28 protein-coding genes and 1 other RNA gene are annotated in these 25,230 nt (G+C 45.0%); 11 read left to right on the forward strand and 18 right to left on the reverse strand.

All coding sequences use genetic code 11. The annotated features are described in order from the left end of the window. The first annotated feature begins 152 nt into the window (after nucleotides 1-152). A complete protein-coding gene (apf, locus tag QOS10_RS02565) occupies nucleotides 153-713 on the forward strand; it encodes an aggregation-promoting factor (protein ID WP_283593504.1) in 561 nt (186 codons plus the stop codon). A 108-nt stretch (nucleotides 714-821) separates the two neighbouring features. Beyond that, nucleotides 822-1,196, forward strand: a transfer-messenger RNA (tmRNA) gene (ssrA, locus tag QOS10_RS02570). 758 nt (nucleotides 1,197-1,954) lie between these two features. Here ssrA and QOS10_RS02575 read toward each other — a convergent pair. From QOS10_RS02575 to QOS10_RS02650, 16 genes are all read right to left on the reverse strand, one after another. Continuing rightward, nucleotides 1,955-2,266 (reverse strand): head-tail connector protein, encoded by a 312-nt coding sequence (locus tag QOS10_RS02575; RefSeq protein ID WP_283593505.1) that lies wholly within the window; start codon nucleotides 2,264-2,266, stop codon nucleotides 1,955-1,957. A 13-nt stretch (nucleotides 2,267-2,279) separates the two neighbouring features. Beyond that, nucleotides 2,280-2,702 (reverse strand): transcriptional regulator, encoded by a 423-nt coding sequence (locus tag QOS10_RS02580; RefSeq protein ID WP_283593506.1) that lies wholly within the window; start codon nucleotides 2,700-2,702, stop codon nucleotides 2,280-2,282. A gap of 175 nt (nucleotides 2,703-2,877) precedes the next feature. Then, nucleotides 2,878-4,425 carry a phage major capsid protein gene (locus QOS10_RS02585; protein ID WP_283593507.1) on the reverse strand — a complete coding sequence of 516 codons (1,548 nt, stop codon included), beginning with the start codon at nucleotides 4,423-4,425 and terminating at the stop codon, nucleotides 2,878-2,880. Beyond that, the gene (locus tag QOS10_RS02590) at nucleotides 4,397-5,527 is read right to left on the reverse strand and encodes a phage portal protein (RefSeq protein WP_283593508.1); all 1,131 of its coding nucleotides are present in this window, start codon (nucleotides 5,525-5,527) and stop codon (nucleotides 4,397-4,399) included. Before QOS10_RS02590 ends, QOS10_RS02585 begins: the two co-directional genes overlap by 29 nt. 28 nt (nucleotides 5,528-5,555) lie before the next feature. Beyond that, a complete protein-coding gene (locus tag QOS10_RS02595; RefSeq protein WP_283593509.1) occupies nucleotides 5,556-7,265 on the reverse strand; it encodes a terminase large subunit in 1,710 nt (569 codons plus the stop codon). Further along, nucleotides 7,262-7,723 carry a phage terminase small subunit P27 family gene (locus QOS10_RS02600; RefSeq protein ID WP_283593511.1) on the reverse strand — a complete coding sequence of 154 codons (462 nt, stop codon included), beginning with the start codon at nucleotides 7,721-7,723 and terminating at the stop codon, nucleotides 7,262-7,264. The genes QOS10_RS02595 and QOS10_RS02600 overlap by 4 nt, the downstream gene beginning before the upstream one ends. Before the next feature lie 402 nt (nucleotides 7,724-8,125). Continuing rightward, the gene (locus QOS10_RS02605; protein WP_283593512.1) at nucleotides 8,126-8,599 is read right to left on the reverse strand and encodes an HNH endonuclease signature motif containing protein; all 474 of its coding nucleotides are present in this window, start codon (nucleotides 8,597-8,599) and stop codon (nucleotides 8,126-8,128) included. A 53-nt stretch (nucleotides 8,600-8,652) separates the two neighbouring features. Beyond that, nucleotides 8,653-8,967 carry a hypothetical protein gene (locus QOS10_RS02610; RefSeq protein ID WP_283593513.1) on the reverse strand — a complete coding sequence of 105 codons (315 nt, stop codon included), beginning with the start codon at nucleotides 8,965-8,967 and terminating at the stop codon, nucleotides 8,653-8,655. Between the two features lie 111 nt (nucleotides 8,968-9,078). Continuing rightward, nucleotides 9,079-9,438 carry a phage head completion protein gene (locus QOS10_RS02615; protein ID WP_283593516.1) on the reverse strand — a complete coding sequence of 120 codons (360 nt, stop codon included), beginning with the start codon at nucleotides 9,436-9,438 and terminating at the stop codon, nucleotides 9,079-9,081. Between the two features lie 315 nt (nucleotides 9,439-9,753). Then, nucleotides 9,754-11,190, reverse strand: coding sequence for a DNA primase family protein (locus QOS10_RS02620; RefSeq protein WP_283593517.1), 1,437 nt, complete (start codon nucleotides 11,188-11,190; stop codon nucleotides 9,754-9,756). Between the two features lie 3 nt (nucleotides 11,191-11,193). Continuing rightward, complete coding sequence (locus tag QOS10_RS02625) at nucleotides 11,194-12,003, reverse strand: bifunctional DNA primase/polymerase (RefSeq protein ID WP_283593518.1); 810 nt, start codon at nucleotides 12,001-12,003, stop codon at nucleotides 11,194-11,196. A 14-nt stretch (nucleotides 12,004-12,017) separates the two neighbouring features. Next, a complete protein-coding gene (locus tag QOS10_RS02630) occupies nucleotides 12,018-12,287 on the reverse strand; it encodes a hypothetical protein (protein ID WP_283593519.1) in 270 nt (89 codons plus the stop codon). 126 nt (nucleotides 12,288-12,413) lie between these two features. Beyond that, nucleotides 12,414-12,644 (reverse strand): hypothetical protein, encoded by a 231-nt coding sequence (locus QOS10_RS02635; RefSeq protein ID WP_283593520.1) that lies wholly within the window; start codon nucleotides 12,642-12,644, stop codon nucleotides 12,414-12,416. 13 nt (nucleotides 12,645-12,657) lie between these two features. Further along, nucleotides 12,658-12,873 (reverse strand): hypothetical protein, encoded by a 216-nt coding sequence (locus tag QOS10_RS02640; protein WP_283593521.1) that lies wholly within the window; start codon nucleotides 12,871-12,873, stop codon nucleotides 12,658-12,660. 17 nt (nucleotides 12,874-12,890) lie between these two features. Further along, nucleotides 12,891-13,016, reverse strand: coding sequence for a hypothetical protein (locus tag QOS10_RS02645; RefSeq protein ID WP_283593522.1), 126 nt, complete (start codon nucleotides 13,014-13,016; stop codon nucleotides 12,891-12,893). Nucleotides 13,017-13,079: 63 nt separating this feature from the next. Continuing rightward, on the reverse strand, nucleotides 13,080-13,358 hold the full coding sequence (locus tag QOS10_RS02650) for a MerR family transcriptional regulator (protein WP_283593524.1): 279 nt from the start codon (nucleotides 13,356-13,358) through the stop codon (nucleotides 13,080-13,082). A 219-nt stretch (nucleotides 13,359-13,577) separates the two neighbouring features. Here QOS10_RS02650 and QOS10_RS02655 point away from each other — a divergent pair, with 219 nt between their 5' ends. Together QOS10_RS02655 and QOS10_RS02660 are read left to right on the forward strand one after the other, a co-directional pair. Beyond that, nucleotides 13,578-14,243, forward strand: coding sequence for a helix-turn-helix domain-containing protein (locus QOS10_RS02655; RefSeq protein WP_283593526.1), 666 nt, complete (start codon nucleotides 13,578-13,580; stop codon nucleotides 14,241-14,243). 69 nt (nucleotides 14,244-14,312) lie between these two features. After that, the gene (locus tag QOS10_RS02660) at nucleotides 14,313-15,452 is read left to right on the forward strand and encodes a tyrosine-type recombinase/integrase (RefSeq protein WP_283593527.1); all 1,140 of its coding nucleotides are present in this window, start codon (nucleotides 14,313-14,315) and stop codon (nucleotides 15,450-15,452) included. A 259-nt stretch (nucleotides 15,453-15,711) separates the two neighbouring features. Here the strand turns inward: QOS10_RS02660 and QOS10_RS02665 are convergent, their stop codons facing one another. Then, nucleotides 15,712-16,755: a zinc-binding dehydrogenase gene (locus tag QOS10_RS02665; RefSeq protein WP_283593529.1), complete on the reverse strand. Its 1,044-nt coding sequence runs from the start codon at nucleotides 16,753-16,755 to the stop codon at nucleotides 15,712-15,714. Between the two features lie 214 nt (nucleotides 16,756-16,969). On the opposite strand from QOS10_RS02665, the gene QOS10_RS02670 reads away from it, so the two are divergent. From QOS10_RS02670 to QOS10_RS02690, 5 genes are all read left to right on the forward strand, one after another. Beyond that, nucleotides 16,970-17,683 carry a response regulator transcription factor gene (locus tag QOS10_RS02670; protein WP_283593530.1) on the forward strand — a complete coding sequence of 238 codons (714 nt, stop codon included), beginning with the start codon at nucleotides 16,970-16,972 and terminating at the stop codon, nucleotides 17,681-17,683. Nucleotides 17,684-17,689: 6 nt separating this feature from the next. Then, nucleotides 17,690-19,177 (forward strand): sensor histidine kinase, encoded by a 1,488-nt coding sequence (locus QOS10_RS02675; RefSeq protein ID WP_283593531.1) that lies wholly within the window; start codon nucleotides 17,690-17,692, stop codon nucleotides 19,175-19,177. 143 nt (nucleotides 19,178-19,320) lie between these two features. Next, entirely contained in the window at nucleotides 19,321-20,181 is an 861-nt protein-coding gene (locus QOS10_RS02680; RefSeq protein WP_283593532.1) for a GRP family sugar transporter, read from the forward strand. Between the two features lie 154 nt (nucleotides 20,182-20,335). After that, nucleotides 20,336-21,694: a glucose-6-phosphate isomerase gene (locus tag QOS10_RS02685; RefSeq protein WP_283593534.1), complete on the forward strand. Its 1,359-nt coding sequence runs from the start codon at nucleotides 20,336-20,338 to the stop codon at nucleotides 21,692-21,694. A gap of 60 nt (nucleotides 21,695-21,754) precedes the next feature. After that, a complete protein-coding gene (locus tag QOS10_RS02690) occupies nucleotides 21,755-21,955 on the forward strand; it encodes a hypothetical protein (RefSeq protein WP_283593535.1) in 201 nt (66 codons plus the stop codon). A gap of 49 nt (nucleotides 21,956-22,004) precedes the next feature. On the opposite strand, the gene QOS10_RS02695 is transcribed toward QOS10_RS02690, so the two are convergent. Next, nucleotides 22,005-22,844, reverse strand: a complete 840-nt coding sequence (locus QOS10_RS02695) for a DNA-binding domain-containing protein (protein WP_283593537.1) — start codon at nucleotides 22,842-22,844, stop codon at nucleotides 22,005-22,007. Nucleotides 22,845-23,135: 291 nt separating this feature from the next. Between QOS10_RS02695 and argF the strand changes: the two genes are divergently transcribed. Both argF and arcC read left to right on the forward strand, forming a co-directional pair. Next, nucleotides 23,136-24,143 carry an ornithine carbamoyltransferase gene (gene argF, locus QOS10_RS02700; protein WP_283593538.1) on the forward strand — a complete coding sequence of 336 codons (1,008 nt, stop codon included), beginning with the start codon at nucleotides 23,136-23,138 and terminating at the stop codon, nucleotides 24,141-24,143. A gap of 18 nt (nucleotides 24,144-24,161) precedes the next feature. Then, the gene (gene arcC / locus QOS10_RS02705; protein ID WP_283593539.1) at nucleotides 24,162-25,094 is read left to right on the forward strand and encodes a carbamate kinase; all 933 of its coding nucleotides are present in this window, start codon (nucleotides 24,162-24,164) and stop codon (nucleotides 25,092-25,094) included. Nucleotides 25,095-25,230 lie beyond the last annotated feature (136 nt).

Here is a 25,230-nt window from a genome sequence, read left to right on the forward strand (position 1 = left end):
ATGACGATTTGGGGATTGACTGCCTGCTTTATATTACGTGCTTGTAATGATTCGGTTTGAAATAGAAATGCTGTTGTCATGGTTTAGTAACATAATGCGTGTACCATAGAAACCGTTAAAATGATTTGAAAGAATTAAAAGGATGGTTATTTATGATTTCTAAGAAAAATATTGTAAAGACAGTAGCAACTCTCGGAACGGTTGCATTGGGTGTAACGGCTGCTACCACGGTAGCTAATGCCGACGCTACCTACACTGTTAAGAGCGGGGACACGCTTTCCAGTATTTCTCAAAAGTTCGCAAATAATAACAGCCTTGTAAATAAGATTGCCCAAGACAATAATATTACCGATATCAACAAGATCACTGTCGGTCAACGCCTGGTAATCAAGGGTGCCGATGGTCAACAAGACCAAACTGCACAAAACAACACTGCTTCTTCAGCTCAGGCAGCCAATACCAACACCAGCTACAGCTCAAGTGTTTCTGGCAGTGACGCTGCTGCCAAGGCTTGGATTGCGGCTCATGAATCTGGCGGCAACTACAATGCCACTAACGGCCAATACGTTGGTAAGTACCAACTCTCCGCTTCCTACCTGAATGGTGATTACTCAGCAGCCAATCAGGAACGGGTAGCCGATCAATACGTTGCAAGTCGTTATGGTTCATGGACCAACGCTCAACAGTTCTGGATTGCTAACGGCTGGTACTAATATTCCAAAATAATACTATAAAAGGGACGGTTCCTTATCGGGAAGCCGTTCCTTTTGTGCTTTTCAGGTGCGTTTTTAGGCGGAGTATGATAAACTACTAGTGTATCTGGGGATGTTTTTTGGATTCGACAGGTATAGGTCGAGTTTCGACTGCGTTTCGAAGGTTGCGTCTTCGTAAAAACGCTCAGTTTTAAATTATAACTGCAAACAATAATTCAAACGCTTACGCATACGCTGCCTAACAAGTAGCGCGCGTAAATCCGTTCCGGGTTCGTCCATGATGCGGATACGGGTTTCATATCTAGTGGACTACGCTGCTTATTCCCGTTTGAAGTGAGTAGAAGAGATTAATCAAGCTAGCTAATCATGGTTGCCCTGATCAACGGCGTTTTGGTTAGTGAATCTTAAATAGTTGAGATACGAACGTAGAGGTCGAAATGGCGATATGCTTGGACACGGGTTCGACTCCCGTCATCTCCATTATGGGGTATCAACGAGTTTTAACAAATTATAAAACGTTGATATATCGGCGTTTATACCGACTAGGCTGTCAATTGGTCATAACAAGTTTTAATAGTTTGTAGCCAAAATGTAGCCAAAAAATTTAATATAGTTGTCGGGCGCGGCTGTCACTGAAAGTGGCAGTTTTTTTATTTTGCTGTCCAAAATTTGGATAGCGGACAAGTATCCATTATTGATAATAGTGTTTTCCCGATTTATAGAAAACACTAACCGCTGTTCAGAACAACCTGTTTTCGATATTTCTCGAAAACTTACCGCTGTAAAAAAAGGCCGCCCTATACCAGTGAGATATAAGGCGGTCATATTTCAATCAAAAAATACCTTGAGGAAAGAAGGTAAATCCCTTTTAGGGGACGTGAGACGATCAATCACCTGTCAAAATAATTTTCGTGTCGTCTCAGAAGCAAACCAGGCTTTTACACCTGGCTAAAAATGAATTTGTATCCAATGAAGGCCAACTGACGCTCAGACTATTCCAGAAACCAAAGCTTACTTGGATGCACACCATATCATGTACGCACCTAATCGCAAGTTAGTCTAATCTGTTGGGCTAGTGAACCAATAAAAAAGGTGGTGTCTATCGCTACTTTGTTATTGCTAACCTTTTACAATAGACTTTCTACGTTACCACTCCCTTTATTAGAGCTCATGGATTAAATTAGGGACGTATTGTCCCCACAAGTATTATACCATACATTTTAGTAATGTTACACGTGGAACTATTCACTTTTTGAATAAGTTAAACCGCGTAGTTGCTGAATCATGCTTAAAACTTGGTAGGGCGTTTGTTTCATGTCAATGGCCCGGTTTTGATACCAGAATTGGGCCAGCATTTGAACCGCCCAATCGTATTGGTGGTATTTAGTCAGGTCCGCGTTGGGGTCTACGGCGTTTTGAACGTATGCTTTTGCGTTCGCCAGGTAGTCAGTGATTAAGTCGTCCTCTTCGGTGCCGTCAATGTACAGGGCACGCTTAAAATTCTCAATTTCACTAGGTGCTACGGTTGGTGTTTCGTTATTCGTATCTGCCATTTCTTTTACCTCCTCAATAGAATGCTAGGCCAAGCCGTTTAGCTACTTCTTCGATAAATTGGTCGCGTAGTTTATAAGCTTTTGTTGTGCCACACCATAACTTGTTTTGGGATATAAGCCCTTTAATGGTGTCGGGGTGTTTCTTCATATAGACGTTCTTAATAATCTTGACCGTCTCATCTCCGGCCTCATCTAAACAATCGTCAATGACGTGCTGTTCACGCTTTAGGGTTCTAATTAACTTATCCTCGTCAATAGTGATAACAATGTTGTCGTGATACGTCCAGGGGTGGTTTTGGGCGCGTCCTCCACCAACATTGGTATCAACTTCACGAATAGGGTTCATTAACTCATTTTCGCGTTTCCTGATCTCTTCGGACAAGTTAGGGTAGTCCCTTAGAATTTTGGTTACTAGCCGTTTCGCTTCCTGTCTCATATAAGCACCTCATAAAAAAGGGGCTAGGGCTGAACACCCTAACCCTTGCAAGTTGATTGTTAATTTATTGAATAGTATTTGTAAAGTCTGCCCGCGGGGGCAACTGAAACGATTAATATATAGGTTTAACGAGGAACGGTGGAGAAGGCCCCACGGGGTCCTCCTCTTTTAGTTATTACTTACCTGTTGCCGCTGGGGCTGAAAGAGACAGGTTAAAGGCAGCGTCATTACTGATTGGTTGGTAGTCATTCCGTACCACAACGGACAGGCCTTGACTATAAAGATCGAACTTGTCCCATTGAGCGGTTACTTGGTTCCGACGGAATACGGCAACGGCTTCGGAAATGTCACCTAAAATCATTGGGTGGGAACCATCCTTGTTGTCAGGCAGGAACTTGTTACTAATCTTAACAACAGGCTGGCCTAGCAGTGAGAATCCACTAGCAGCGGTAACGTCTGGTTGAAGAAGGTAACGGCCTTCATTATCCTTCATGGTATCCAGGACTTGAAAAGCTGATTGGTTAACAATCCAGGTAGAAGTTTGTTGAAGGGCTGGGTCAAGGTCAACGTTGAATACTTGCTTCAAATCGTCGACGTTGGCAACGGTCTTCTTAGCAAAGTTATCGCCTTGTAATACCTTGAGAATTTCAGCGTTGTCAGTGTTTTCAACCAACTTTGCCAGTTGTGCCTTGACTTCACTAACTAAGTCAATAGCTGCGTCGTCAATAACTTCATTAGACAGGGCAATCTTTCCGGCACGGGTCTTTACAGTCCACTCCACATTTTGGAACATATTAGCGTCAACGTCGCCAATTTCTGCTAATTCTTCCTTAGTAGCAAGCGTAGCGGTGTTGTAACGGGTAGCGATAGGATAAGTACCAGAAGCGGTGGAAACAGTCTTAACCGTAGCGTACTTTGCCAGGTTGTAGGAACTGTTCTTTAAGTCAAAGACAGGGGTAATAACTTCTTTTGGAATTACTGCCGCTACACCAGTGCTGGTCAGGCCGTCACGCTTCTGACCGTAACTGTGCAAGTAGTTGTTAAAAGCATCTTCTGGAGTTTCAGAACCTTCTAAACCCTTCTTTGGGTCAATGATAGTATTCATAGTCATATTTTGTTTTTCCTCACTTTCGATAAATTGGTTGTAACTACGGGTAGTAACGTTGCTTACATCAACATTTGAGCTGTCATAAGCCGGAACTGTTACCGTGGATACTTCAAAAAGGTTTTTAATTTGGTTAACGGTTCGGACTACTTGATCACCATTTCGTGTCCAAGTATCGGAACCATCATTACTATCAAATCGGAATGACATTGAATTGATATTCCCATTCTTAACGTTGTTGAAGGTGTCCTTGGCGTAGCTCACGTTGTCGTCCAGTTGGGCCACAAAATGAAGTCCCTGGTCATCAACATCTAAATTTAAGGTGCCGGCCTCTACACTTGCTAGTGGTTTACTAAAGTCGTGCTGATCAAGCATGACCACTTTAGATAAGTCCACATTATCAAGGGCCTTCGGGTCAATTACTTCCACGAAGCCTCCCAAGTTATTGCTAGGCTGATTAAACTTTAAAGCGTAGCCCTCAATCGTATTAGGCTGCTTGTTGTCTTGGGGTTGGTTTTGTTCTTGCTGCTGACCATCAGCTTCACTTTCGGGTGTCGTATCTTGTGGAGTGTTTGCCCGAAGCTCGGCGTTAGTCGTCAGCCGTTTCTCTTTCTTCATTCGTTGCGTTTCCTCCATTCTGTACAAAGTTATCGCCATTTGCTACCGGGTCCAGATTAAGCAACGCCCGGGCTTCGTTACGGGTGTAAAGCCCGTTAGTATAGCCATCAACCGCCATCTGCTGCTGATCAGCCGGGTCAAGGCTCAATAGCTTGCTGTTATCAAATGCAAACGTCTGGTTGAGCTTATAATTTAACTCACTGATGAAACAGTCCTCGTAGTGTTGAAGGCTGCCTTGCAGATATTGGAGATTAGATTGCTGCTGATTACTGTGTTCATTCTCAACGCCCAACTTTTCAACGGGCAGGCCGAATGCTTTAGCAATTTGTCTTGTGGTCCAGTCATTGGAGTTAACAAGCTTCAAAACGTCCGTATTCAGTGGCAGGCTCTTAATATCCATACCTTCATCGGTCACAATGGTATTGAGTGCCCGGTTCCCGGTAGTGGCGTTATCAAACTGTTGCCTGATATTTTCCTTACCGTCTGGACTTAGATCAGCTTGGTTGACCTTTACTACTGTTGTCCCGTGAATTCCGTTGTTGAAGAAGTTCCCCATCAAACGGTTTCCGGCGTCCTGAATCGCTAATTCTGGTTGAAGTGCATACAGGGGTGAGATACCTACGAAGCCATCACGGGTGAAATACTTAAAATGTAAGATATTAGACGACTTAATGGCCCGTTTCGTCCGGCCATCGGGGCAGTAAATGTAAGAAAGTTCGCCCGTTGTATCGTCCTGCTGAACCGTCATCTTGTTGTTAGGAATGAAATACAGGCTATGGGTACTTAAATCAATTTCAGCATACGAGTTACCGTTCAGCAGCATTTCAACGGCCAACGCATACTTGAATGATCGGCCGTCCATTAAGTCATTAGGGTGATCATTAACCATCTTGTCGTATAGGGTGTTCCCACTTTTGATCGGGTTACTTGCTAAGTCGCCAGCGATTAGGGCAATGGCCGCAAAGACATCGCTATTACGCAACGTAGACGCGCTCACGAAGACGTTTGGGTCATTACTCGATAAACTGACCAACGCGTCTTCAAATGGGTCACCAGCGCTTGTAGAAGTCTTGTGGTTAAACAATTTATTGAACCAGCTCATTTATTGTTATCACTTCTTTCTTTTGGAGTTAGAACAGATTTGTCGCGGTTTCGTAGTATTCTGTCCGCCGCTTGTTGTCTTCTTTTTTAGTGAAGTAGTCATAACCAACGGCCCAAGCGTCGATTAAGGCTGCCAGACAATCAAATTTGTTTTCTTTCCTGGTCTTGTCTAAGAGTGCCTGACCATTAGAGTTATATTTCAGAATTGCATTGGAGACGTTGTAAGCTAACATCTTGTTGTTAGTATGGAGAACATTGTCTTTCAGCAGTTCTTCCTTGAATTTACCAATCGGAATGGACAAGTTTTTGTAAGACTGGACCAGTTGAAACTGTGGGAATCCAGCACGGTCGAAGGCGTTGGTTAAGTCTGACCATTTATAAGGGTCAAATACCAGAAATTTAACGTTCAGGTTATGATCACCAACGAATCGCATTACATAGTCGTAAACTTGTTGATAGTCGATTACATCACCGCCAGCACTAATAGTGCATTCACCGCGTTGGGCTGCCGCCTGGTAGTCGATACCATCGCGCTTGGACTTCGTAGTGATACCACCATAAGTCGAAGTGAAAGCATGGGAATCGGCAAAGAATTTACCGTTCTCCAGTGGCACCAACCAACTAATAGCAGTTAAGTCCCGGCTCTTTGATAGGTCAGCACCAATATAGACATCATGGTCCTGAATGTCTGGAGCCTGCTCAATGGTCCCGTGTTCCCAATCCTGTGTAGAGATGAAAGAAGCCTCACTTTGTTGAACAAACATATTCATGTTCTTAACCAGGACGTTGTTAAGGTTGCCTTGCTTGGCCGCTACATCTAGGTCATTCTGAATCTGTTCCCTCATAGTTTTCCCGATTTTGGGATTACTCATTAACGGGTTGGCCTTAATCCATTTCTCCTGGTCAAATAGTTCTTCTTTGCTGTCCAGGGAATACATCACCGCGAAGTAACGGTCATTCTTAACCTTGCCGTTGAGTATATCGGCCGCGTAGTCCCATTCTTGTTTGAATGGTGAATTTAGGTTAAATCCAGCGGTAGAAATGATTGCCAGAATACCGTTTTCCTGTTGAGTCATACCAGACTTTAAGGCGTTCAGAATTGTGTCATCTTTAGCCTGGTGATATTCATCGACAACCCCCAACGTCGGGTTGTAACCGTCGGTACTATGCTTATCGGTGGATAGTGGAATCGCAAACGAACCAGTTTTTACATCGGTTATTCGTTGCTTGTTGATCTTTATTCGCTGTTGCAAGTAAGGCGAACGGCGACGGAGATTGTCCAGTTGGTCGCTTAACATATCGAAGGCTAGGTGGGCCTGTTGCGAACTGTTAGCGGTGAAAAGCACTTGCCTATTTCGGGCTGGTTGCTTTTCCATTAATAGGGACACAACCCCAATAGCCGCCAGGAGGAAACTCTTTCCATTCTTACGGGCTTCACTTAACAGAATTCGGTTAAACCGCAATGAATTATCATCAACCTGCCGCCAGCCGTAAATATTGCTTAGAATAAAGGCCTCAAATGGTTCCAGCGTCAACGGCTGCCCGTTTGTCTGGGGCAAGCTGCTGACGAACCGAATAACCTTTTGAGCGTACTGGTCAGAGTAATAATAAGGGAAGTCATCGTCTTTCTGCCGTTTCATTTCGTCTAAGAAGCGCTGACAGGCCTTGATTACTAGCTTTCCGGCTATCTGCTGACCACTTACGACACTTTTAGCATATTCAATTGCTTGATCGGTCATTCTAACATCTCTTCAAACTCATCTTTAGGCGTATCATTCATTGCCCGGTGAATCTCCAGCCGTGCCCGTGATTGTGGAGTGAGTCCCAATTGGCTATCAACGGCCTTCATTTCTTTAATAGACTTATCGCGAGCCATGAAGTAAGGCGATTGTCTTGGGCCGTGTTCGGTTTCGATAACTTCGCCGTACTCATTAATCTGTTTAGTGGTCCGTACGATACTGGAGTACAGGGTACAGTGGGAAGCGATCATGCTGGTGTCCAGTTCGCTAACTGGCGTACTTTCTTTCAGTAGTGGAACAACACGTTCCCACTCTTTACGGGCTTCTTCATCAAGCCAGGAAGGGGCAGAGGCAGATAATTCTGGATACTTTTCCAGTGCTTCCTTGGCCTGTTGGCGTTGCTCTTTTTCCAGCTTAGAAATATGCCCGGTGGTGTTGGTTTTTACTGGTGCCGTCATTTTCTCACTTCCCATCTTAATGACACCGTGTCACTTTTTTACGTAAAAATAAGCGGCCACGTGGGTAGCCCTTTTTGACCGCTTATACTATTCAGTTTAGTTATATTATATACCTATCTATAACTATAAATCAACGAAAACACGTACAATAGCATGATTTTTGGACTTAAAAGTTCATATCGTTGTGAAAAATACTTACTAGGGGCTTGACAGATGGGAGCAAAAAATTATATAACATAATTACAAATTTATACGAACAATCAACCGGTTATAGTCGCTTTTTCTTCGGAAATTGCGACTATTTTTTGTAAATGGAGCTAATTTTCTAAAGTGAACCTCACTATCACCGCTCCTAGCGAATAAAAATATAGCCCGGGGGTGTTTTTATTTTCCGAACGGACATCATTTTAATTTCATTTTCTTTTCGCGTTGATGATCTTTTCGCGTCTTCATTCGGTGGCAACGATAGCATAATGGATCCAAATTCTCCGGGTCCAATCGCTTATTCCAGTCTTCACGTATAGGCACGATATGGTCCACTAAATCAGCTTTACGGATAATTCCCTTACGCTGGCAAGAAACGCAAATAGGTTGATTTTGAAGTATTCTCCTGCTCATCTGTGCCCATTTATAGCTGTGGTAGAAGCGATTGTATTCGTGTGGAGCATTTTTATCTGCTTCCATTCTTTTTTTGTACATTTGCTTATTGTATTCATGCCGTTGTTCCTTCGTCATGTTCTTATATTTGTTCTGCTGCCAGTGCTTATGCTTCTCTTCGTATTCCTTTTGTAAGTATTGGTGCTTCTGACAGTAATATTGGCCTACTGGAATAATCTCACGGCAACCAGCAGCGTTACAGAATCTAACTACACTCATATCTGTTTCCTCCAATCAAAAAAGGGCACCGCAACCGCGATACCCATTCAATGCTATTCGTTGATCATGTCGTAGACTTCAATGAATCTGTGTTCATAGTCAAGGCCATAGTCGACAACGTTCCCGCCTTCGAACTCCATACCTCGTTGATAGCCTTCCCATTGCTTACTGTGTGGTTCAAATCGTGCTTGCTTGGCAGCAATGATCAAGCCGACGTTGTGGTTAGTCACCATGCCTTCGTGTGCCTCACCAGCTCTACCGATTGCGTGGGCTAGTTCCGTGTTGTCTGGTAGTCCATTGAACTTCGCCAGGTCAGTTGGTTCACCATCGCAATCGACTAACTCCAGGCTGTACATAATGTTAAACACTGTGAATGGTGATACATCACAACAAGTATTAAGTGTAACCTGGTTTACGAAGTCGCTCATTTGCGCTGGTTGTAGTAAGTATTCTGTTGTATCCATGTTGTTGTCCTCCTGCTATTGGTGTGAGTCTATCTTCTTTAATGTGACTACGTTATAGGCGTTCAGCTCATCGTCAATCGACCAACCTGCCACTCTGTATTCCTCGCCGTTGTACATTGCTTTAGGATACTTCTTCATGTCGGTTAGGTCTTTGTCTTGTCTGACAACCAGCAGCACGTCATTGGTAAAGCTGGCGCCTGCCAGACTGATTGCCTGTGTGGTACTGATTGTGTAGTTGCCACAATGCACGGTCTTGTCACCAACGAAGCCTTTAATCGGCTCGCCCGTGTTGGGGTTTACTTTGCCTGTACTACTGTCGCGGCCAAACGTAACCTTATTTCTTAGTCGTGCGATAGAATATTTATCGTTTCGCATTATATCTTCCTTCCTGCTTATGTCTGCCACCATAAGCTATTGTGCGCCAACACTTTTTTAACTCTATAACGGGCGTCTCACCCAAATTAGATTTAGTTTTGTATTTTAGCGGTTACCCTGGCCTAAACGGTCATAAACGTTGATATATCAACACAAATTGGTAACCGATAGGCTTTTATGGTAACCGCTATATTCTGGTTACCTTTTAGGGTAACTTTTTCTTACCGGTTACCTCAAAGCGCTTCCGGTTACCCTTAAATAGCTCTATATCAACGTTTTAACGGCCTAATTTAGAGGTAACCGATAAAACACAAACTAATTCTTATTTTGAAGGGCAATTCCCTTGTATCCCTTGCAAGTTTTGCCATTAATTTTAACTGAACCGTGCTTGTATCCTCGTTTGGTCATCTCGTCTACAAACTTTGTCCTATTCAGGCAAGGGACAACAGCATTCCGACAGTAATTTTTATAATTGTCATACAAATACACCGCTTTTTCCTTATCATTCGCATTTGTAGTACAACAGTCACTAATCCACCTGCCGATATTGTCATTGGCGTTTATCCAGTCTTGCTTTTGTTGCTTCATGTACTTAGTTACAGGGAAAATACCAGTTTCAAGTGCATTCTTATAAGCCAGTAGGCATTCGTGAACAAACGTTGGCATTTCGCGCTCAAAGTCTTCATCTTTGAACTGTTCTTTGAAATGCTTAATCTTATGGAACGTCACAATAATCGGTCGTCTCTTAAACCCATCGGTAAAATCGTTAAAGGCTGGCAGGTCATTGGCACTAAAAATTAATTTAGCTTCATTTTCAAATTCAAATGGGTCTTGATATTTGAATTGGGCGGTAGTGGTATCGCCACCCGTCAAAGTCTTAACGATATTAGTTTGGTTCATGAATTTCGGACTTATATCAGCGAATACGTTAGCAGATTTATGATATAACTTTGAAGTAGCAAACTTGGCTTCCTGCTGGTCCGACAAGGCTTCCAGCGATACATTGGATACATTCGGTTTACCAATAATCTTCATGAACTTGTTTAGGAACGTTGATTTACCTTCGCCGCCTGACCCATAGAGAATCATGTAAATTTGAAAATCTTTATAGCTACCGATTAGTGAAAAACCTATAAATGCTTTAACAGTTTCAATTGCCGCCACATCACATTCATCTATTAATCGAGTGTGATCTTCGTCCTCGTATTGTGGTACTGAATTCGGCACCAACGATTGCTTTAACCATTTGTTCCATATTTCGGCTTTACCGCTCATATTCAGTTCATAGCGCCTGTTTTGGAGTATATGGTTATCGGGTGAGCTAGGTTCTAGCTTGTCCGTTTGTAAGTTGTATGTATGCCCACCAAAGACTGCCTTATAAGGCGCCGGGTTATTGAACGGGTCCTCATCAACAATAGTTTGGGAATCCAACGTTACTAGCTTGGCTACGGAAGCAACTAAGCTTGTTCTCCAAATTCCCTGGGGTACAATTTCATCTTTGATTGACCCCTCAATAACGGCGTCGGCGTGTCCCTTCCATTGATTGATAGTTGGGTCAAACCAATAACCATGCTCTGAAAACTGATTGAGCGTGAACTTGTATTTTTTCTCCAGACATTGGGCTAACTTAATTTCGTTTATATGCTTGTGTCCCTTATCGTCAATGTCTATCCATTCGGCAGGCTTGGCCACTTTTAGCTTTTTGTCCCGGTCTTTTCCTAACTTTTTAATGTCCTCGGGAATTTCTGTCATGAACTAGGCTCCTTTACTAAAAAGACTAACGAAAATGCTTTCTACTTCTTTGTCGGGTAATGGTTCGTCACAATGCTGATTGGCGAACTTTACCAACTCATAGGCCGGAACTGTGTCCGCGCCGCTGTGCTTGATCATGCCAGCAATATGGCATATCCAGTTATGCCTATTGCCAGTTGCTGCACCCTTGCATACCTCATCAATTAGCTTTCCAGTCCATAATTTCTTAGTGCTTCGATACTCCACTGACGGTTCAGGCTTGGTCGATACTTCATTGGCTAAATCAATAGCCCAATTAGGCAATGACAACAATTGGTTAATATCCAGATTGGGGAAGCCTTGATAGTATGGGGCATAAGAACGATTGGCCTCACTAATAAAGCTTGGAGCCGCCATAACTTTGCCACTCAATAATTCCACTCCAGGAACTAGCTCTATATCTTCCTTGGGGAGTGGTTGATTGGTTTTGTAAAACAGATGGTACCCAATATGGGGAGTACACTCCATGTAGGTCTTTAATGAGTCCATATATTCCGGGCCATGGTTACGTAGATAATCGCTCCAATGTTTAATTCCGTTGGCTTCTTCATTGTGTTGATCTATGTCAATTACAGCTAATTCACTAGCTCCTAGGTTAATTCCTAAATTGCGATTGGGGTTCTGAATAAACCAGTCTTTAATAACATTCTGATCGACGGTTGCGTCTTTTTCACCATTTGAGCCTTTAAGCGGAACCTTGCTACCAGTAGCAAGCGGATAAACATATATCCCTTGTTTGGCAAGGTTGATAGCGGTGTTCAGCGTTTTATTCATGGCTGCCACCACCTTTACTGGAGCTTTCTGTGGACTTGCGATAACTTATCCAGTAAGGTGCCAGACAGGGTAATTAGGGCCTTCTTACGGGACACAACGCTCTCGGCAACCAGCGATACCTGTTTGTCGGTCATATCGGCGTACTTATCCACCCGTGTGATAGGGTCGATAATGTTATCGAGTTGATCATACAATGCTTGGGCCAGCCCGGTTGCTTCCTCAACAGTACAGTCCGCGTCCCATAGCCGATTATCAAACGTCCGTTCTAAATCTTCCTTATTCATAGTTTTTAAACCTCCTCCAGTGTGCTATACTGAAAGAGAATTAAATAAACCAATTTATTCCAACAAGCCTCTCGCTATAGCTAGTTGGTTTTTTTATTGGCCTAATTTAATTCTCTTTATATTCATTTAGTCGTTGTCAGTGTCTGAATTGGCGTTCTCACTGTCAACGGCTTTTTTGATTTCTTCAATCAGACGCCCACTTAAACGATGAATATCTTGGGCGACCTTTAAGTCGATCTCTTTTAATACATGATCTTCCAAACCATATCGGCTTCGTAAAAACGACTGGTCAATTCTTATTGCGTCAAGAATCTCTTTAACAAATTCTTGTTGTTCATCATCGTATCCGTAGTTCATTCCTTATACCTCCTTAGTTACAGGTATCGTCCGGATCAGCAGTATCAATGTCAGTATTTTCTAGCTTGAAGTTAACTAAAACGACATAACCGTCACCCTTTAGTTCAAAGTGCGCTGACCCTCCCTTATCGGTAACACACCGTGAAAATGCTGTTTCCAGCGGGAACCCATGTTGATTAGTAATCTTTTCTAGCAGATCACAATTTTTAATAAATTCAGTTTTTTTCATATTTGTTTTCTCCTAACCTATAAGCTCATCAAACCACTGATCAATCCTAGCAACGGGACAAATGTTCCTAGGTAGGCCCATACCCGTTCGTCGGGGCTGGTCCACCAGAAGCCTAAGATTTTACCGTCAATCTTGCGTAGCATTTTATCACCACCTTTTAGTAGGGGAGTAACTTCATGTATATAACAAGCGCGCCCGGCAGCGAATTACTTGTTCGTCATGAATTCGTCCAACTTTTCCCGGTTGATATGATATGAACCATCAATGGTCTTGACCGGGAAGTCTGGGTACATCTTTATCCACTTTTTTAGAGTAGTGTATGAAACACCTAAGTAGTTTGTAGCCTGCTTCATGTTCATATACATTGGGTATTCTGAACCCTTTACCGCTTGCCGCTTAGCGGTCGCAAAAGCATCATTTATAGCCTTAGTAATGGCGCGATTTAGATCATCGGGCAATTGAACTGTGGTAGTAAAACCTTCCATTTCGTTCCACCTCCGCATTTTAATCTCAACAAACAGTAATGATTGCGTTAGTATCGTACAAATATAACGTGATTATTACTATATCATTGGAACAACTATAATATAGCGTTAACTGGGTAGAAAGTCAACACAAAATACAAGTATTTTTGGATAATTGACCTTTGTTTGTATTCGAGTTAACATTATAATTAACTATATATAAGGATGGCTTACTCTACTATGAAGTTTAGATTGAAGGAAATTCTTAATCAGCGGCACGAAACCATGAAACACGTGTCAGACGAAACCGGCATATCTCAAAATACCCTGAGCCTTTTAAATCAAGGTAAATCAGGAGGAATTAAGTTTGAAACCTTGGAAAAGTTATGTAACCATCTTGACTGTACCCCTAATGACTTACTCAAAGTTAGCGATAGAGGACTACTGTTACATAGATTAAAGGGGACTATTGAAAAAGATGGGTATGTAGAAATTCCTTTCTCAATTACCCAACAGTCCAGCAATCCCAACGACAAAGCCTATTTTATTACGGCTGGATATTGGGAAGATCAGGCCAAAAACTTCGGTACTAGGATTTTGAACATAACGGCCGGGCTGCCTATGTTTAGCGACTTCGACACAATGTTCAAGTCAAATGATTTTTATCCTTTAAGTAAAACAAAGTCTTTGCTAAATGGCTTATCAACCGACCGCCAATGGTCCTTGTCTAACAGAATTGCATATCAAGTTCTTGAAAAATTTACCGATATTCCTAATTTTGTAACTGTTAGCCTTATATATGGTTATGATAGCTTTGATGGGGACACGTATCATTTCTTTGTATCTCACAATCCTAATGGTAAAATTTCAATTTACAATCCATATAATGATCAGTCTTTCCAATAATTAATATTCTTCCTATACATAGCAAGCGCGCCCGGCAGCCGCTTTAATAAATAGGAAGGAAAATTAAATATGAAAGTTACATCATATGAAGCTAAGAAGACTAATCCTAAAAATGGCTCCCACACCTTTTATATGGTAGAGTTCCGTAACCCCGTTACAGGTCGGCCAACCCGTCGACGTGGATTTACGGGGAAAAGGGAAGCTAAGCAAAAAGTAATTAGTCTAATTGCAAGGCTCCAGCAAGCTAATTTGAGCGATAACCCTGACGTTACTTTTGATCAAGTAGCAGAACAATGGCTCAAAAATAAGCGCCACACCGTCGCTGGTGCAACTTATTGTAAATACAAATCGCAATATAAGAATCATCTGGTCGGTGCCTTCGGTAAGAAGAAAATGATGGATATTACCTTGCAGGATTGCCAGGAGATTGTCTATCAACTTGCCGACAAATACAAACGGTGGGACAAGATAATTGGAACTTTCTCCAGTGTTTTCAATTTTGCCCTGAAATATGGGGCCGTCAACGTCAACTTATTCAATCGCGTTGACCGTCCTAAGGTTGAGCATAATAATAAGCCTAAGTCATATAACCCCGAACAGTTTAGTGCGTTCAAGCAAGCGATCATTAAGCAATATAAGGATAGCAACCCCAAGGCCTTTACCTTTTTATGGTTAATCTCCCAGACGGGTGTCCGTAAAGGGGAAGCACGAGGGCTTAAATGGAAAGACGTAGATCTAAAAAATGGATATATCAATGTTAAGCAAGATATAACCCTCGATTACGATGGTAATGAGATTGTTGGTGATATGCCCAAAAATAAGTATTCAATACGTCGCATACCCATCGGTAGTGAAACCATTGACATACTAAAAAAGTGGCGTATAGAGCAACGTCACCAACTCAAATATTATAATGTAGATACTTCTAAACCTGATCAGCTCGTCTTTACAAGTCAAAAGGGTGGAATTATGACACCTTCTAAATCTCATAAATGGTTAGGTGTTATTAGTAAAAACTATGATCTTCCGCATATCTCGGCGCATGGATTACGTCATACCTATGCTACACTTTTAGCAACGAATAACAAGGCGCCCAATAGGATTGCAGAAGTTATGGGTCATAAAGATAGTTCGATTACAACGAAAATCTACATTGATCTTCACGAAGAAGAAAACCATGACTTAGCTGACACCATAGAAAATTATTAATCGTAGCCAAAATGTAGCCAAAAAGCATTTTGGACAGTCGTGAAACACCGTAGCCCTTACGACTAAAGAGGTTAGCAGAACGGGGGTCTTTTCCCCGTCATCTCCATAAAGAAAGCTCTTATACCAGCTCCAAAGGCTGGCATAAGAGCTTTTTAGTTTTGGACAGCTGTCGTATAACATCTTTACAGCAGTTGCTGACCGCATTTAAAGCAAAAAAACAGCGTAGCCATCGAGTACACTGGTCATAATTTGCTTAAGATTAGTCATTAACGATGACGTAGGACTTGATAACTTGACGTTGGTCCATACCCTTGTAAGCAGTATCAATGTCGTCGAGGCTGAAGCTCTTGGTGAAGACCTTACCAGGGTTGATTTCACCGTCGAGAACGGCCTTGAGCAGAACGGCCTTGTCGTAGGTCGTAACAGAAGCCGGACCACCGGCAACGATCGTGTTCTTGTAGAATGGGGTGGTCATGTCCTGCTTAGAGATGTGGGGAAGGCCAACCCGGCCGATGATGGCACCAGGACGGCCAACCTTCATTACCGTGTCAGTTGACTGTTCAGTTCCGACACATTCGAGTACGGCATCAGCACCGTTACCGTTGGTGAGATCCATGATCTTCTTAACGGCTTCGTCACCACGTTCTTCGACGTTGTCAGTAGCGCCGAATTCCTTGGCCAGGGCCAGCCGGTCAGCGTGACGGCTCGTGGAGATAATGCGCTTAGCACCGCGCATCTTAGCGGCGATGATGGCACAGAGACCAACCGCACCGTCACCCATGACAACCACGGTGTCGCCGGCGTTAACGTTGGCAACCCGAGCGGCGTGGTAACCAGTAGCCATGACATCGGCCAGGGTTAGCAGGGACTTGAGCATGCCTTCACTGTAGTCGCTTGGCTTGCCGGGGATCTTCACCAGAGCCCATTGACCGTGCTGGAAGCGGATGTATTCGGCCTGAACACCGTTGCTGAAGTTGTCCGTGTGGCTTTGGCAAGAGCCATCAAACCCGGCCCGGCAGGCAGCACAGTGGCCGCAGCCGTGGGTGAATGGGGCGATGACAAAGTCGCCGGGTTTAACAGTGGTGATGTCTTCACCGACTTCTTCAACGATTCCGATAGCTTCGTGACCGGAGTTTTCGGCGTTGGCTTCAACCGGGTTGATTCCCCGGAAGTTCCACAGGTCGGAACCGCAGACACAGGTACGGACCACCCTAATGATAACGTCATCGGGGGCCTGAACAGTTGGCTTGTCGATGTCGACCAGCTTCATCTGACTCGCTTTAGCAAAAACAGCAGATTTCATAAAAACAGTCTCCTTTCTTTTGTAACCATTTTCATTATAAACTTTCACCGTCAAAATTGATAATACTTTAAGTCAATGGTTGAACATACCTCAACTGAATAGCTAAATTTGAATTAATGATGACTTCTCGGGCCAATCACGGGCACTGACCGGGGATGAATGTTAAACTAGGAAAAATGACCAATTAAGAATTCTTAAGGAAGTGTAACTACTCATGAACATCCTGATGATTGAAGACAACCATTCTGTCTGTGAGATGATGGCGATGTTCTTCAAGAAGAACCAATGGCAGTATGAATTTGCCTATGATGGTGTGGCTGGGGAGCAGAAGTTTGCTGACCAACCGGATAAGTGGGATATCATCCTGCTGGACCTTAACCTGCCTAAGAAGGATGGGATGCAGGTCGCTGCTGATATTCGGCGAATTTCGCCAATTGTTCCACTGATCATGCTGACGGCGCGCGATACTGAAAGCGACCAGGTTCTGGGACTGGAGATCGGGGCTGATGACTACGTAACCAAGCCCTTTAGTCCCATCACCCTGGTAGCCCGGATCAAGGCCTTGCATCGGCGGAGTCAGCTGGGCCAGCTCAACCAGCAGCAACAGCAGGCGGAGAGTGACTTTGATGTTCAAACTGATCACTTTAAGATGAATACTAAAACACGGGAAGTTTACCTTTATGGGAAGCCGGTCAACGACTTGACCCCTAAAGAATTTGACCTGTTAAAGACACTAGCCTCCAAGCCGCGGCAGGTTTTCACGCGTTCTCAGCTGCTTCAGCTGGTTTGGGATTATGAATACTATGGGGACGAGCGGACGGTTGATGCGCATATCAAGAAACTGCGGCAGAAGCTGGAAGATATTGGACCCCAGGTTATCAAGACTGTCTGGGGTGTCGGTTACAAGTTTGATGATGAGGGAGAATAGTTGCAAATGAAGTTAATGTATCGATTGATGCTGACCTTCTTTACGATCATCATTATCCTGCTAGTGATCCTGAGCGTTTCTTTTGTGCAGGTAACTAATAACACGCTTTACCACAACACCTGGAATCAATTGAAGAGCTACTCAGACAGTCTGGTGCAGGACTCAATTCGTTATGATCCCGCTAACCGGAGCTTTGAAGGCTTTGCCACGGACTCTCTTCAAACCAATGCCAGCCTGCTGACCCGGCAGCATGTTCACTTTGCAATCTATGATACGGCCCAGCGGCAGATCTATGCCAGCAATGGCTTCACCTCGACCATTACCAAGGACCAGTGGAATAAACTCAAGGATGGCGAGGTCCTCTGCACTAAGGTGACGATGGCTAAATTCGACCACCAGGTTGCCGATACCAAGACTCCCGAGATGACCGAGGTTCTCAAACCGTACTTCTATAAGGGGAAAATGGTAGCGGTAGTCTCCATTGCCACGCTGATTTCGACCATTAAGGAAAATATGCACCAGATTGTCCTCAACCTCTTGGTAGCCTTTGTGATCGCGGCCCTGCTGACGTTAGCCGTCAGTTACTTCCTGGCCCGGTCGATCACCCAGCGGATCGAGCGTCTGCAAAAGGCGACGCACGAGGTTGCTCGGGGCAATTATAATGTTCAGGTCGCCACGGAAGGCAAGGACGAGATAAATGACCTGGCACAGAGTTTTAACACGATGACCAAGTCGCTGGAGGAGTCGCGCCAGGAAATTCACCGTCAGGAAGAGCGGCGGCGGCAGTTCATGGCTGATGCAGCCCATGAGATGCGGACGCCGTTAACAACGATCAACGGCATCCTGGAGGGCCTCGAGTACGACGTTATTCCCGAGGAAGATAAGCAGCACAGTATTCAGCTGATGCAGAATGAAACCCGGCGGCTGATTCGCCTGGTCAACGATAATCTGGACTATGAGAAGATCCGCACTAACCAGATCTCGATGGAACGTAAGGTTTTCGACGCTGCAGCCGTCTTAGCCAATTTGCAGGAACAGCTGAGCAAGAAGGCGCGGGCCCAGGGTGACCGCATTGAGCTGGATGTTACTTCAGAGCTGCGGGTTTACGCTGATTATGACCGGTTTGTCCAAATTATGTTCAACATTACGCAAAATGCCATTCAATTCACTCAAAATGGCCTGATCAAGATCCAAGGACGAAAGGTCGCTGATGGGAGCCAGTTCAAGGTGACCGACAACGGAATCGGGATGACCAAAGATCAGCTGGCCAATATCTGGGAACGCTACTACAAGGCTGATCGTTCCCGGATGAACACCAAGTATGGCGAGTCCGGACTGGGCCTGGCCATCGTCCACCAGCTGGTGCTCCTGCACGGCGGCAAGGTGACTGTCGAGAGCAAGTACGGGAAGGGGACCACCTTCACGGTCTTCTTCCCAGACCGCGACCATGCCCCGCATGGAACAGGGAAAACGTCTTCCAAAGAAAAAAATTAAATTCCCGGGGAAGCGCTATCTAAAAGTAACCAATTCACTTTGTTCAATCATTAACTTATTGAAAACGATTGCGTAAACGTTTGCATTGTGCTAGATTACTATCTTGTAATATTTGTTATTGATTGATAGGAGAGAATTGTACTATGAGTTATTTGATTGCATTAATTCCAGCCCTTGGTTGGGGATTCATGCCACTGATTACCGGAAAGATCGGTGGATCAGCGGTTAACCAGATGTTTGGGATCGGTGCCGGGGCAACTATTATCGGTTTGATTGCCTTTGCGATTGGTCATCCCACGGTTAGCACCACGGCTTTCTGGTTCTCCGTTGTCTGTGGTGCCCTCTGGACGATCGGTCAGATCGGACAGTTCATCTCATTCAAGCGGATCGGGGTTTCTAAGACTACGCCGATTTCAACGGTTTTACAGTTAGTTGGTAACTCCATCATCGGTGCCATCATCTTCGGCGAATGGCGTGGTGCCAAGGCCCTGACGATCGGGTTCGTTGCCCTAGCTGTAATCATTGTCGGTGCCCTGATGACTTCAATGACGGAAGGAACGTCCAGCAAGAAGGTAACGGCTAAGGACTTCCTCTTCCTGCTCTTCACGACGATCGGTTACTGGATCTACTCTGCCTTTCCTAAGATTCCAGTGGTTGCTGACCAGAGTGCGTTGGGGATCTTTCTTCCTGAAATGCTGGGGATCCTGCTTGGTTCCGTGATCTACACGATTGCTTCTGGCAACATTGCTGCATTCAAGCAGAAGGAACAGTACTTAAACATCCTGGGGGGACTCTCATGGGGTGTTGCTGCCCTGGCCTACATCTTCGCTGGTAAAGCCCTCGGGATCACCACGGCTTTCGTCTTCAGTCAGATGAACGTTATTATCGCCACAATCGGTGGGGTGCTGGTTCTGCACGAACAGAAGACTTCTCGTGAAATGACCTTCACCATTCTGGGGATTGCCCTGATTGTTATCGGGAGTATCGCCACGGCCTTTGCTTAAAATACTTAAAATTAAAAGTTCAGAACGAATCGCAAGATATCGTTCTGAACTTTTTTATTATCTCTTGAAATTTGATTGCAACCATCAGGTGAATTCGCTATCATTTAATTGTATTTGGAATTTAGCTAATATAAAAAGAAAGAAGTTATTTGATATGGCGCATGTTTCATTAGATAAGCAAGGCTTGAAGCAATTCGTTAATGACAATGAATTAGGCGAGATGCAGGCAATGGTCAACGCCGCCGACGATGAACTTCGCAACGGCACCGGTGCCGGCGCGGACTTCCGTGACTGGCTCCATCTGCCAACGGAATACGACAAGGACGAGTTTGCCCGGATCAAGGCCGCAGCCAAGAAGATCCAATCCGACTCCGACATCCTGGTCGTCATCGGAATTGGGGGTTCCTACCTGGGGGCCCAGATGGCAATCGACTTTTTGCACAACACCTTCTACCAGGCGCAGAGTGCTAAGGACCGCAAGTACCCGCTGGTGATCTTTGCCGGGAACTCCCTGAGCTCCACCTACGTGCACGACCTGCTGCAGTTGATCGGCGACAAGGACTTCTCTGTCAATGTTGTTTCCAAGTCTGGGACGACGACGGAGCCATCCATTGCCTTCCGGATCTTCAAGAAGAAGCTGATTGAAAAGTACGGCCAAGAAGAAGCTAACAAGCGGATCTACGCGACGACCGACAAGGCCAAGGGAGCGCTGAAGACCGAAGCTGATGCCAACGGCTACGAATCCTTTGTGATCCCAGATGGTGTCGGCGGCCGTTACTCCGTCCTGTGCCCAGTGGGTCTCTTGCCAATCGCCGCTTCCGGCGCTGACATCGACCAACTGATGGCCGGTGCCGCTCAGGCTGAGAAGGACTTCGTTGATCCCGACCTGACCAAGAACGAGGCCTACCAATACGCTGCTTACCGGAACATCCTCTACCGGAAGGGCTACGAAACTGAGCTGCTGGAAAACTACGAACCGAACATGCGGATGTTTGCCGAATGGTGGAAGCAATTGGCCGGCGAATCCGAAGGGAAGGACCACAAGGGCATTTACCCATCCAGCGCCAACTTTACCACCGACCTCCACTCTCTGGGCCAGTACATCCAGGAAGGCCGGCGCTTCCTGATGGAAACCGTCGTTAAGCTGGATAAGCCGAACTACGATGTTGAAATTCCAAGTGAGGACGACAACCTGGACGGCTTGAAGTACCTGGAAGGCAAGACGATGGACTTCGCCAACACCAAGGCCTACGAAGCCGTTGTCGCGGCCCACACGGCTGGCGGTGTTCCGGTAATGACCGTCCACATTCCAGAGGAAAACGAGTACACGCTCGGTTACCTGATCTACTTCTTTGAAGTGGCCATGGGGATTTCCGGTTACCTGAATGGGATCAACCCATTCAATCAACCAGGTGTTGAAGCCTATAAGGTCAACATGTTCGGCCTGCTGGGCAAGCCTGGTTACGAAGAGATTGGCAAGAAATTACGTGCCGAAATGGACGAAAACAAGTAAAAACGATTATGAGCTGCTGGTCGGATGTGCTAGTGGCTCTTTTTCGATGAGGTGAGAGCAGTGCAGGAACATTTACGAGCTGATTTAGAGCGAGTTCAGCGTCGCCTGGCGGTCTGGATCGTCCTGGCAATCTGCCTCTGGATTATGAAGGCGATCATCGGCTGGAACTTTTTGCAGTACGTTATCTGGCTCGCGGCAGCCTACGTTGTCTTCCTTGTGGGTCTTTGGCTATACCTGGCGTGGCAACTTTGGCGATACTAGAAGTAGTTAATAATATAAAAGGAAGCTGGCTTGATTGCCGGCTTCCTTTTTAATTGCTTTCCTGGATTAACCCGTTGAAGAAATGCTTGATCGATACCTGGCCCCCCGTCTGGCGTTGGCCCTGGAGGTAGGCAATCTCATTGTGGACGTTTTTATATTCATACAGGTTATTAGCGTATTCTAGGATGATGTCGTTTTCCGGATAGTCGATGCACATATGGGCAAGGTTGGTCAGCCCCGCCCGGATATCACGCCGGACCCGCTGGAAGATGATCTTCTTCCCGTGCTTATCACAGTGGTAGCTCTCCTCAAAGTTGATCTCCTCAAAGTCGAGTTCCCGCTCTATCATCATGTTAACGATGCTGATGATCTCCTGGCCCCCGTTGCCAGCAGTGATGCCGAGGAAGCGGAGAATCGACTTGGCGTTTTCCTTTTGCTTTTCCTTATAACTGATCGAAACCGTGTTGCTGTTAGTGGCCGCCCCGCTGACCAGGTCCAGAATTTGCAGCAGGCGCTTGGACATGTCAATGTTTTGGCTGGCCAATTTAATGACGGTCTTAACCTCAGCGATGTTGAGCGGCTTTTCCAGGAAGAAGTCGATACCGTTCTTATAGGCCCGCGTTCGGGTGGCCGGGTCAACTGCCGGGGCCATCATGATGAAGTGCGGGTAGTGCCGACTGTCCTGAATACGGCGGACCAGTTCGATGCCGTCAATCCGCGGCATGGCGAAGTTGACAAACATGATGTCGATGCTGAGCCGCATAGCATCATCGTAGGCTTGCTGGGAGTTGTTAGTAGTACCGACAATTGAATTGTTGAAGTCATTTTCAATAATATCTTTTAGTAATTCCGTGGAATCGTCGCTATCGTTAACGATGTAAAAGTTCACAGGTCAGGACTCCTCTTGTTTTTATTGAAGTAAAATGAAGTTCTTTGAAACTCAAAAATATTTTATACCTCTGTGCGTTTTTGCACAATGATTATAATTTATTGAAAGCGATTTTTCCCTTAAAAGGGGTTTTGTTTTATAAAAATCGTGGTTCCGCTTTCATTGATGTTATAATGGGCCTTGAGGAGCTGAAAAAAGGAAAATTTTCTTGTGCGTTTTTGCGATGTTATGCGAAGCTTCTTGAAGTATACCGGTATGATAGTAACTGTAATAACCAAGGAGGAATTAATTATGGCTTTTAATTTACGTAATCGTAGTTTCTTAACTCTTTCAGACTTCAACAAGCGTGAAATGGAATACATGCTTAACTTAGCCGAAGATCTGAAGAAGGCAAAGTACGCTGGTACTGAAGCTAAGAACCTTGAAGGTAAGAACATCGCATTGATCTTCGAAAAGAGCTCAACTCGTACTCGTTGCTCCTTCGAAGTTGGTGCTAAGGACGAAGGTGCTCACGTTACCTACTTAGGTCCTTCAGGCTCACACATTGGTCACAAGGAATCTGTTAAGGATACTGCTCGTGTTCTTGGTGGGATGTTCGATGGTATCGAATACCGTGGCTTCTCACAACGGAACGTTGAAACTCTTGCTAAGTACTCAGGTGTTCCAGTTTGGAACGGTCTGACTGACGAAGACCACCCAACTCAAGTTCTGGCCGACTTCTTAACTGCTCACGAAGTATTGAAGAAGCCTTACGAAGACATCAAGTTTGCCTTCGTTGGTGACGGTCAAGACAACGTTTCTAACGCCCTGATGCTCGGTGCTGCCGTTATGGGGATGGAATACCACGTTGTAACTCCTAAGGAATTGAACCCAACTAAGGAAGTTCTTGACAAGGCTAACGCAATTGCCAAGGAAACTGGCGCCAAGATCGTTGTTTCTAACGACATCAAGGAAGGCGTTAAGGGCATGGATGTTATCTACGCCGATGTTTGGGTATCAATGGGTGAATCCGACGACATGTGGGAAAAGCGGATCAACCTGCTTAAGCCTTACCAAGTAACGATGGACGTTATGAAGGCTACTGAGAACCCTAACGTTCTATTCGAACACTGCCTGCCTGCATTCCACAACCTTGACACTGAAGTTGGTAAGGAAATCTACAAGAAGTTCGGTCTTAAGGAAATGGAAGTTACTGACGAAGTCTTCGAAAGCAAGCACTCCGTTGTCTTCCGTGAAGCTGAAAACCGGATGCACACCATCAAGGCTGTTATGGTTGCAACCTTAGGTGAACAAGGCTAATCAAGGGAGGATCACTACATGGCTAAAGTAGTTGTTGCCTTAGGTGGTAACGCCCTTGGTAAGTCACCTGAAGAGCAATTAAAGCTGGTTAAGAACACTGCTTCCTCACTGATCGGTCTGATCGATGCTGGTAACCAAGTTGTTATCAGTCACGGTAACGGTCCACAGGTTGGTGCTATTAACTTAGGGATGAACTTTGCTGCTGAAAATGGCAAGACGGCTGCCTTCCCATTCCCAGAATGTGGTGCTATGAGCCAAGGTTACATTGGTTACCACTTACAACAAAGTCTCCAAAACGAACTGCACAAGCGTTGGATGAACAAGAATGTGGCCACGATTGTTACTCAAATCGCTGTTGATCCACAGGACCCGGCATTCGATAACCCATCCAAGCCAGTTGGTGACTTCTACACGAAGGAACAAGCTGAGCAGATCGAAAAGGAAAAGGGCTACACCTTTAAGGAAGATGCTGGACGGGGTTACCGTCAAGTTGTTCCTTCACCACTGCCGAAGAAGATCATGGAACTCAACAGCATCAACACGCTGATTGAATCCGGTGCCCTGGTTATCGCTGGTGGTGGCGGTGGTGTCCCAGTCATCATGACTGACGACGGCCTCCAAGGTGTTCCTGCTGTTATCGACAAGGACCGTTCAAGTGCACTCCTGGCTGATCAAATCAGTGCTGACAAGCTGATCATCCTGACGGCGGTAGATTACGTTTACGTAAACTACGGCAAGCCAGACGAAAAGGCTTTGAAGACATTGACGATCAATGAAGCCCACAAGTACATGGACGAAAAGCAGTTTGCTGCCGGAAGCATGCTGCCTAAGATTGAAGCTTGCCTGTCATTTGTTGAAGGTCACCCTGAGCGTGAAGCAATCATCACTTCCCTCAACGGCCTTGACGATGCTCTGGCTGGCAAGGTTGGTACGGTTATCCGTGACAACTAAATAAATGAAAAGGATGGCAATGGATTGGATAATTCATCGCCATCTTTTTTGGTTTAAATGGCTCTTTGTCAATCGGTAAGGATGAAGAGATTTTTGAGAACTAGACTAAGCCACTTTGGCTTTTGGTCTAGTTCTC

This window comes from Limosilactobacillus galli, from assembly GCF_947381495.1.
GTDB lineage: Bacteria > Bacillota > Bacilli > Lactobacillales > Lactobacillaceae > Limosilactobacillus > Limosilactobacillus galli.

What these genes read in the sequence shown, in the direction of transcription:
- QOS10_RS02605 (WP_283593512.1), bottom strand. Translation starts at nt 8,599, where the DNA reads ATGAGTGTAGTTAGATTCTGTAACGCTGCTGGTTGCCGTGAGATTATT.
- apf (WP_283593504.1), top strand. Translation starts at nt 153, where the DNA reads ATGATTTCTAAGAAAAATATTGTAAAGACAGTAGCAACTCTCGGAACG.
- QOS10_RS02680 (WP_283593532.1), top strand. Translation starts at nt 19,321, where the DNA reads ATGAGTTATTTGATTGCATTAATTCCAGCCCTTGGTTGGGGATTCATG.
- QOS10_RS02595 (WP_283593509.1), bottom strand. Translation starts at nt 7,265, where the DNA reads ATGACCGATCAAGCAATTGAATATGCTAAAAGTGTCGTAAGTGGTCAG.
- QOS10_RS02580 (WP_283593506.1), bottom strand. Translation starts at nt 2,702, where the DNA reads ATGAGACAGGAAGCGAAACGGCTAGTAACCAAAATTCTAAGGGACTAC.
- QOS10_RS02620 (WP_283593517.1), bottom strand. Translation starts at nt 11,190, where the DNA reads ATGACAGAAATTCCCGAGGACATTAAAAAGTTAGGAAAAGACCGGGAC.
- QOS10_RS02655 (WP_283593526.1), top strand. Translation starts at nt 13,578, where the DNA reads ATGAAGTTTAGATTGAAGGAAATTCTTAATCAGCGGCACGAAACCATG.
- QOS10_RS02660 (WP_283593527.1), top strand. Translation starts at nt 14,313, where the DNA reads ATGAAAGTTACATCATATGAAGCTAAGAAGACTAATCCTAAAAATGGC.
- QOS10_RS02630 (WP_283593519.1), bottom strand. Translation starts at nt 12,287, where the DNA reads ATGAATAAGGAAGATTTAGAACGGACGTTTGATAATCGGCTATGGGAC.
- QOS10_RS02640 (WP_283593521.1), bottom strand. Translation starts at nt 12,873, where the DNA reads ATGAAAAAAACTGAATTTATTAAAAATTGTGATCTGCTAGAAAAGATT.
- QOS10_RS02675 (WP_283593531.1), top strand. Translation starts at nt 17,690, where the DNA reads ATGAAGTTAATGTATCGATTGATGCTGACCTTCTTTACGATCATCATT.
- QOS10_RS02585 (WP_283593507.1), bottom strand. Translation starts at nt 4,425, where the DNA reads ATGAAGAAAGAGAAACGGCTGACGACTAACGCCGAGCTTCGGGCAAAC.
- QOS10_RS02590 (WP_283593508.1), bottom strand. Translation starts at nt 5,527, where the DNA reads ATGAGCTGGTTCAATAAATTGTTTAACCACAAGACTTCTACAAGCGCT.
- QOS10_RS02670 (WP_283593530.1), top strand. Translation starts at nt 16,970, where the DNA reads ATGAACATCCTGATGATTGAAGACAACCATTCTGTCTGTGAGATGATG.
- QOS10_RS02615 (WP_283593516.1), bottom strand. Translation starts at nt 9,438, where the DNA reads ATGCGAAACGATAAATATTCTATCGCACGACTAAGAAATAAGGTTACG.
- QOS10_RS02635 (WP_283593520.1), bottom strand. Translation starts at nt 12,644, where the DNA reads ATGAACTACGGATACGATGATGAACAACAAGAATTTGTTAAAGAGATT.
- QOS10_RS02625 (WP_283593518.1), bottom strand. Translation starts at nt 12,003, where the DNA reads ATGAATAAAACGCTGAACACCGCTATCAACCTTGCCAAACAAGGGATA.
- arcC (WP_283593539.1), top strand. Translation starts at nt 24,162, where the DNA reads ATGGCTAAAGTAGTTGTTGCCTTAGGTGGTAACGCCCTTGGTAAGTCA.
- QOS10_RS02685 (WP_283593534.1), top strand. Translation starts at nt 20,336, where the DNA reads ATGGCGCATGTTTCATTAGATAAGCAAGGCTTGAAGCAATTCGTTAAT.
- QOS10_RS02600 (WP_283593511.1), bottom strand. Translation starts at nt 7,723, where the DNA reads ATGACGGCACCAGTAAAAACCAACACCACCGGGCATATTTCTAAGCTG.
- QOS10_RS02665 (WP_283593529.1), bottom strand. Translation starts at nt 16,755, where the DNA reads ATGAAATCTGCTGTTTTTGCTAAAGCGAGTCAGATGAAGCTGGTCGAC.
- QOS10_RS02575 (WP_283593505.1), bottom strand. Translation starts at nt 2,266, where the DNA reads ATGGCAGATACGAATAACGAAACACCAACCGTAGCACCTAGTGAAATT.
- QOS10_RS02645 (WP_283593522.1), bottom strand. Translation starts at nt 13,016, where the DNA reads ATGCTACGCAAGATTGACGGTAAAATCTTAGGCTTCTGGTGGACCAGC.
- QOS10_RS02650 (WP_283593524.1), bottom strand. Translation starts at nt 13,358, where the DNA reads ATGGAAGGTTTTACTACCACAGTTCAATTGCCCGATGATCTAAATCGC.
- argF (WP_283593538.1), top strand. Translation starts at nt 23,136, where the DNA reads ATGGCTTTTAATTTACGTAATCGTAGTTTCTTAACTCTTTCAGACTTC.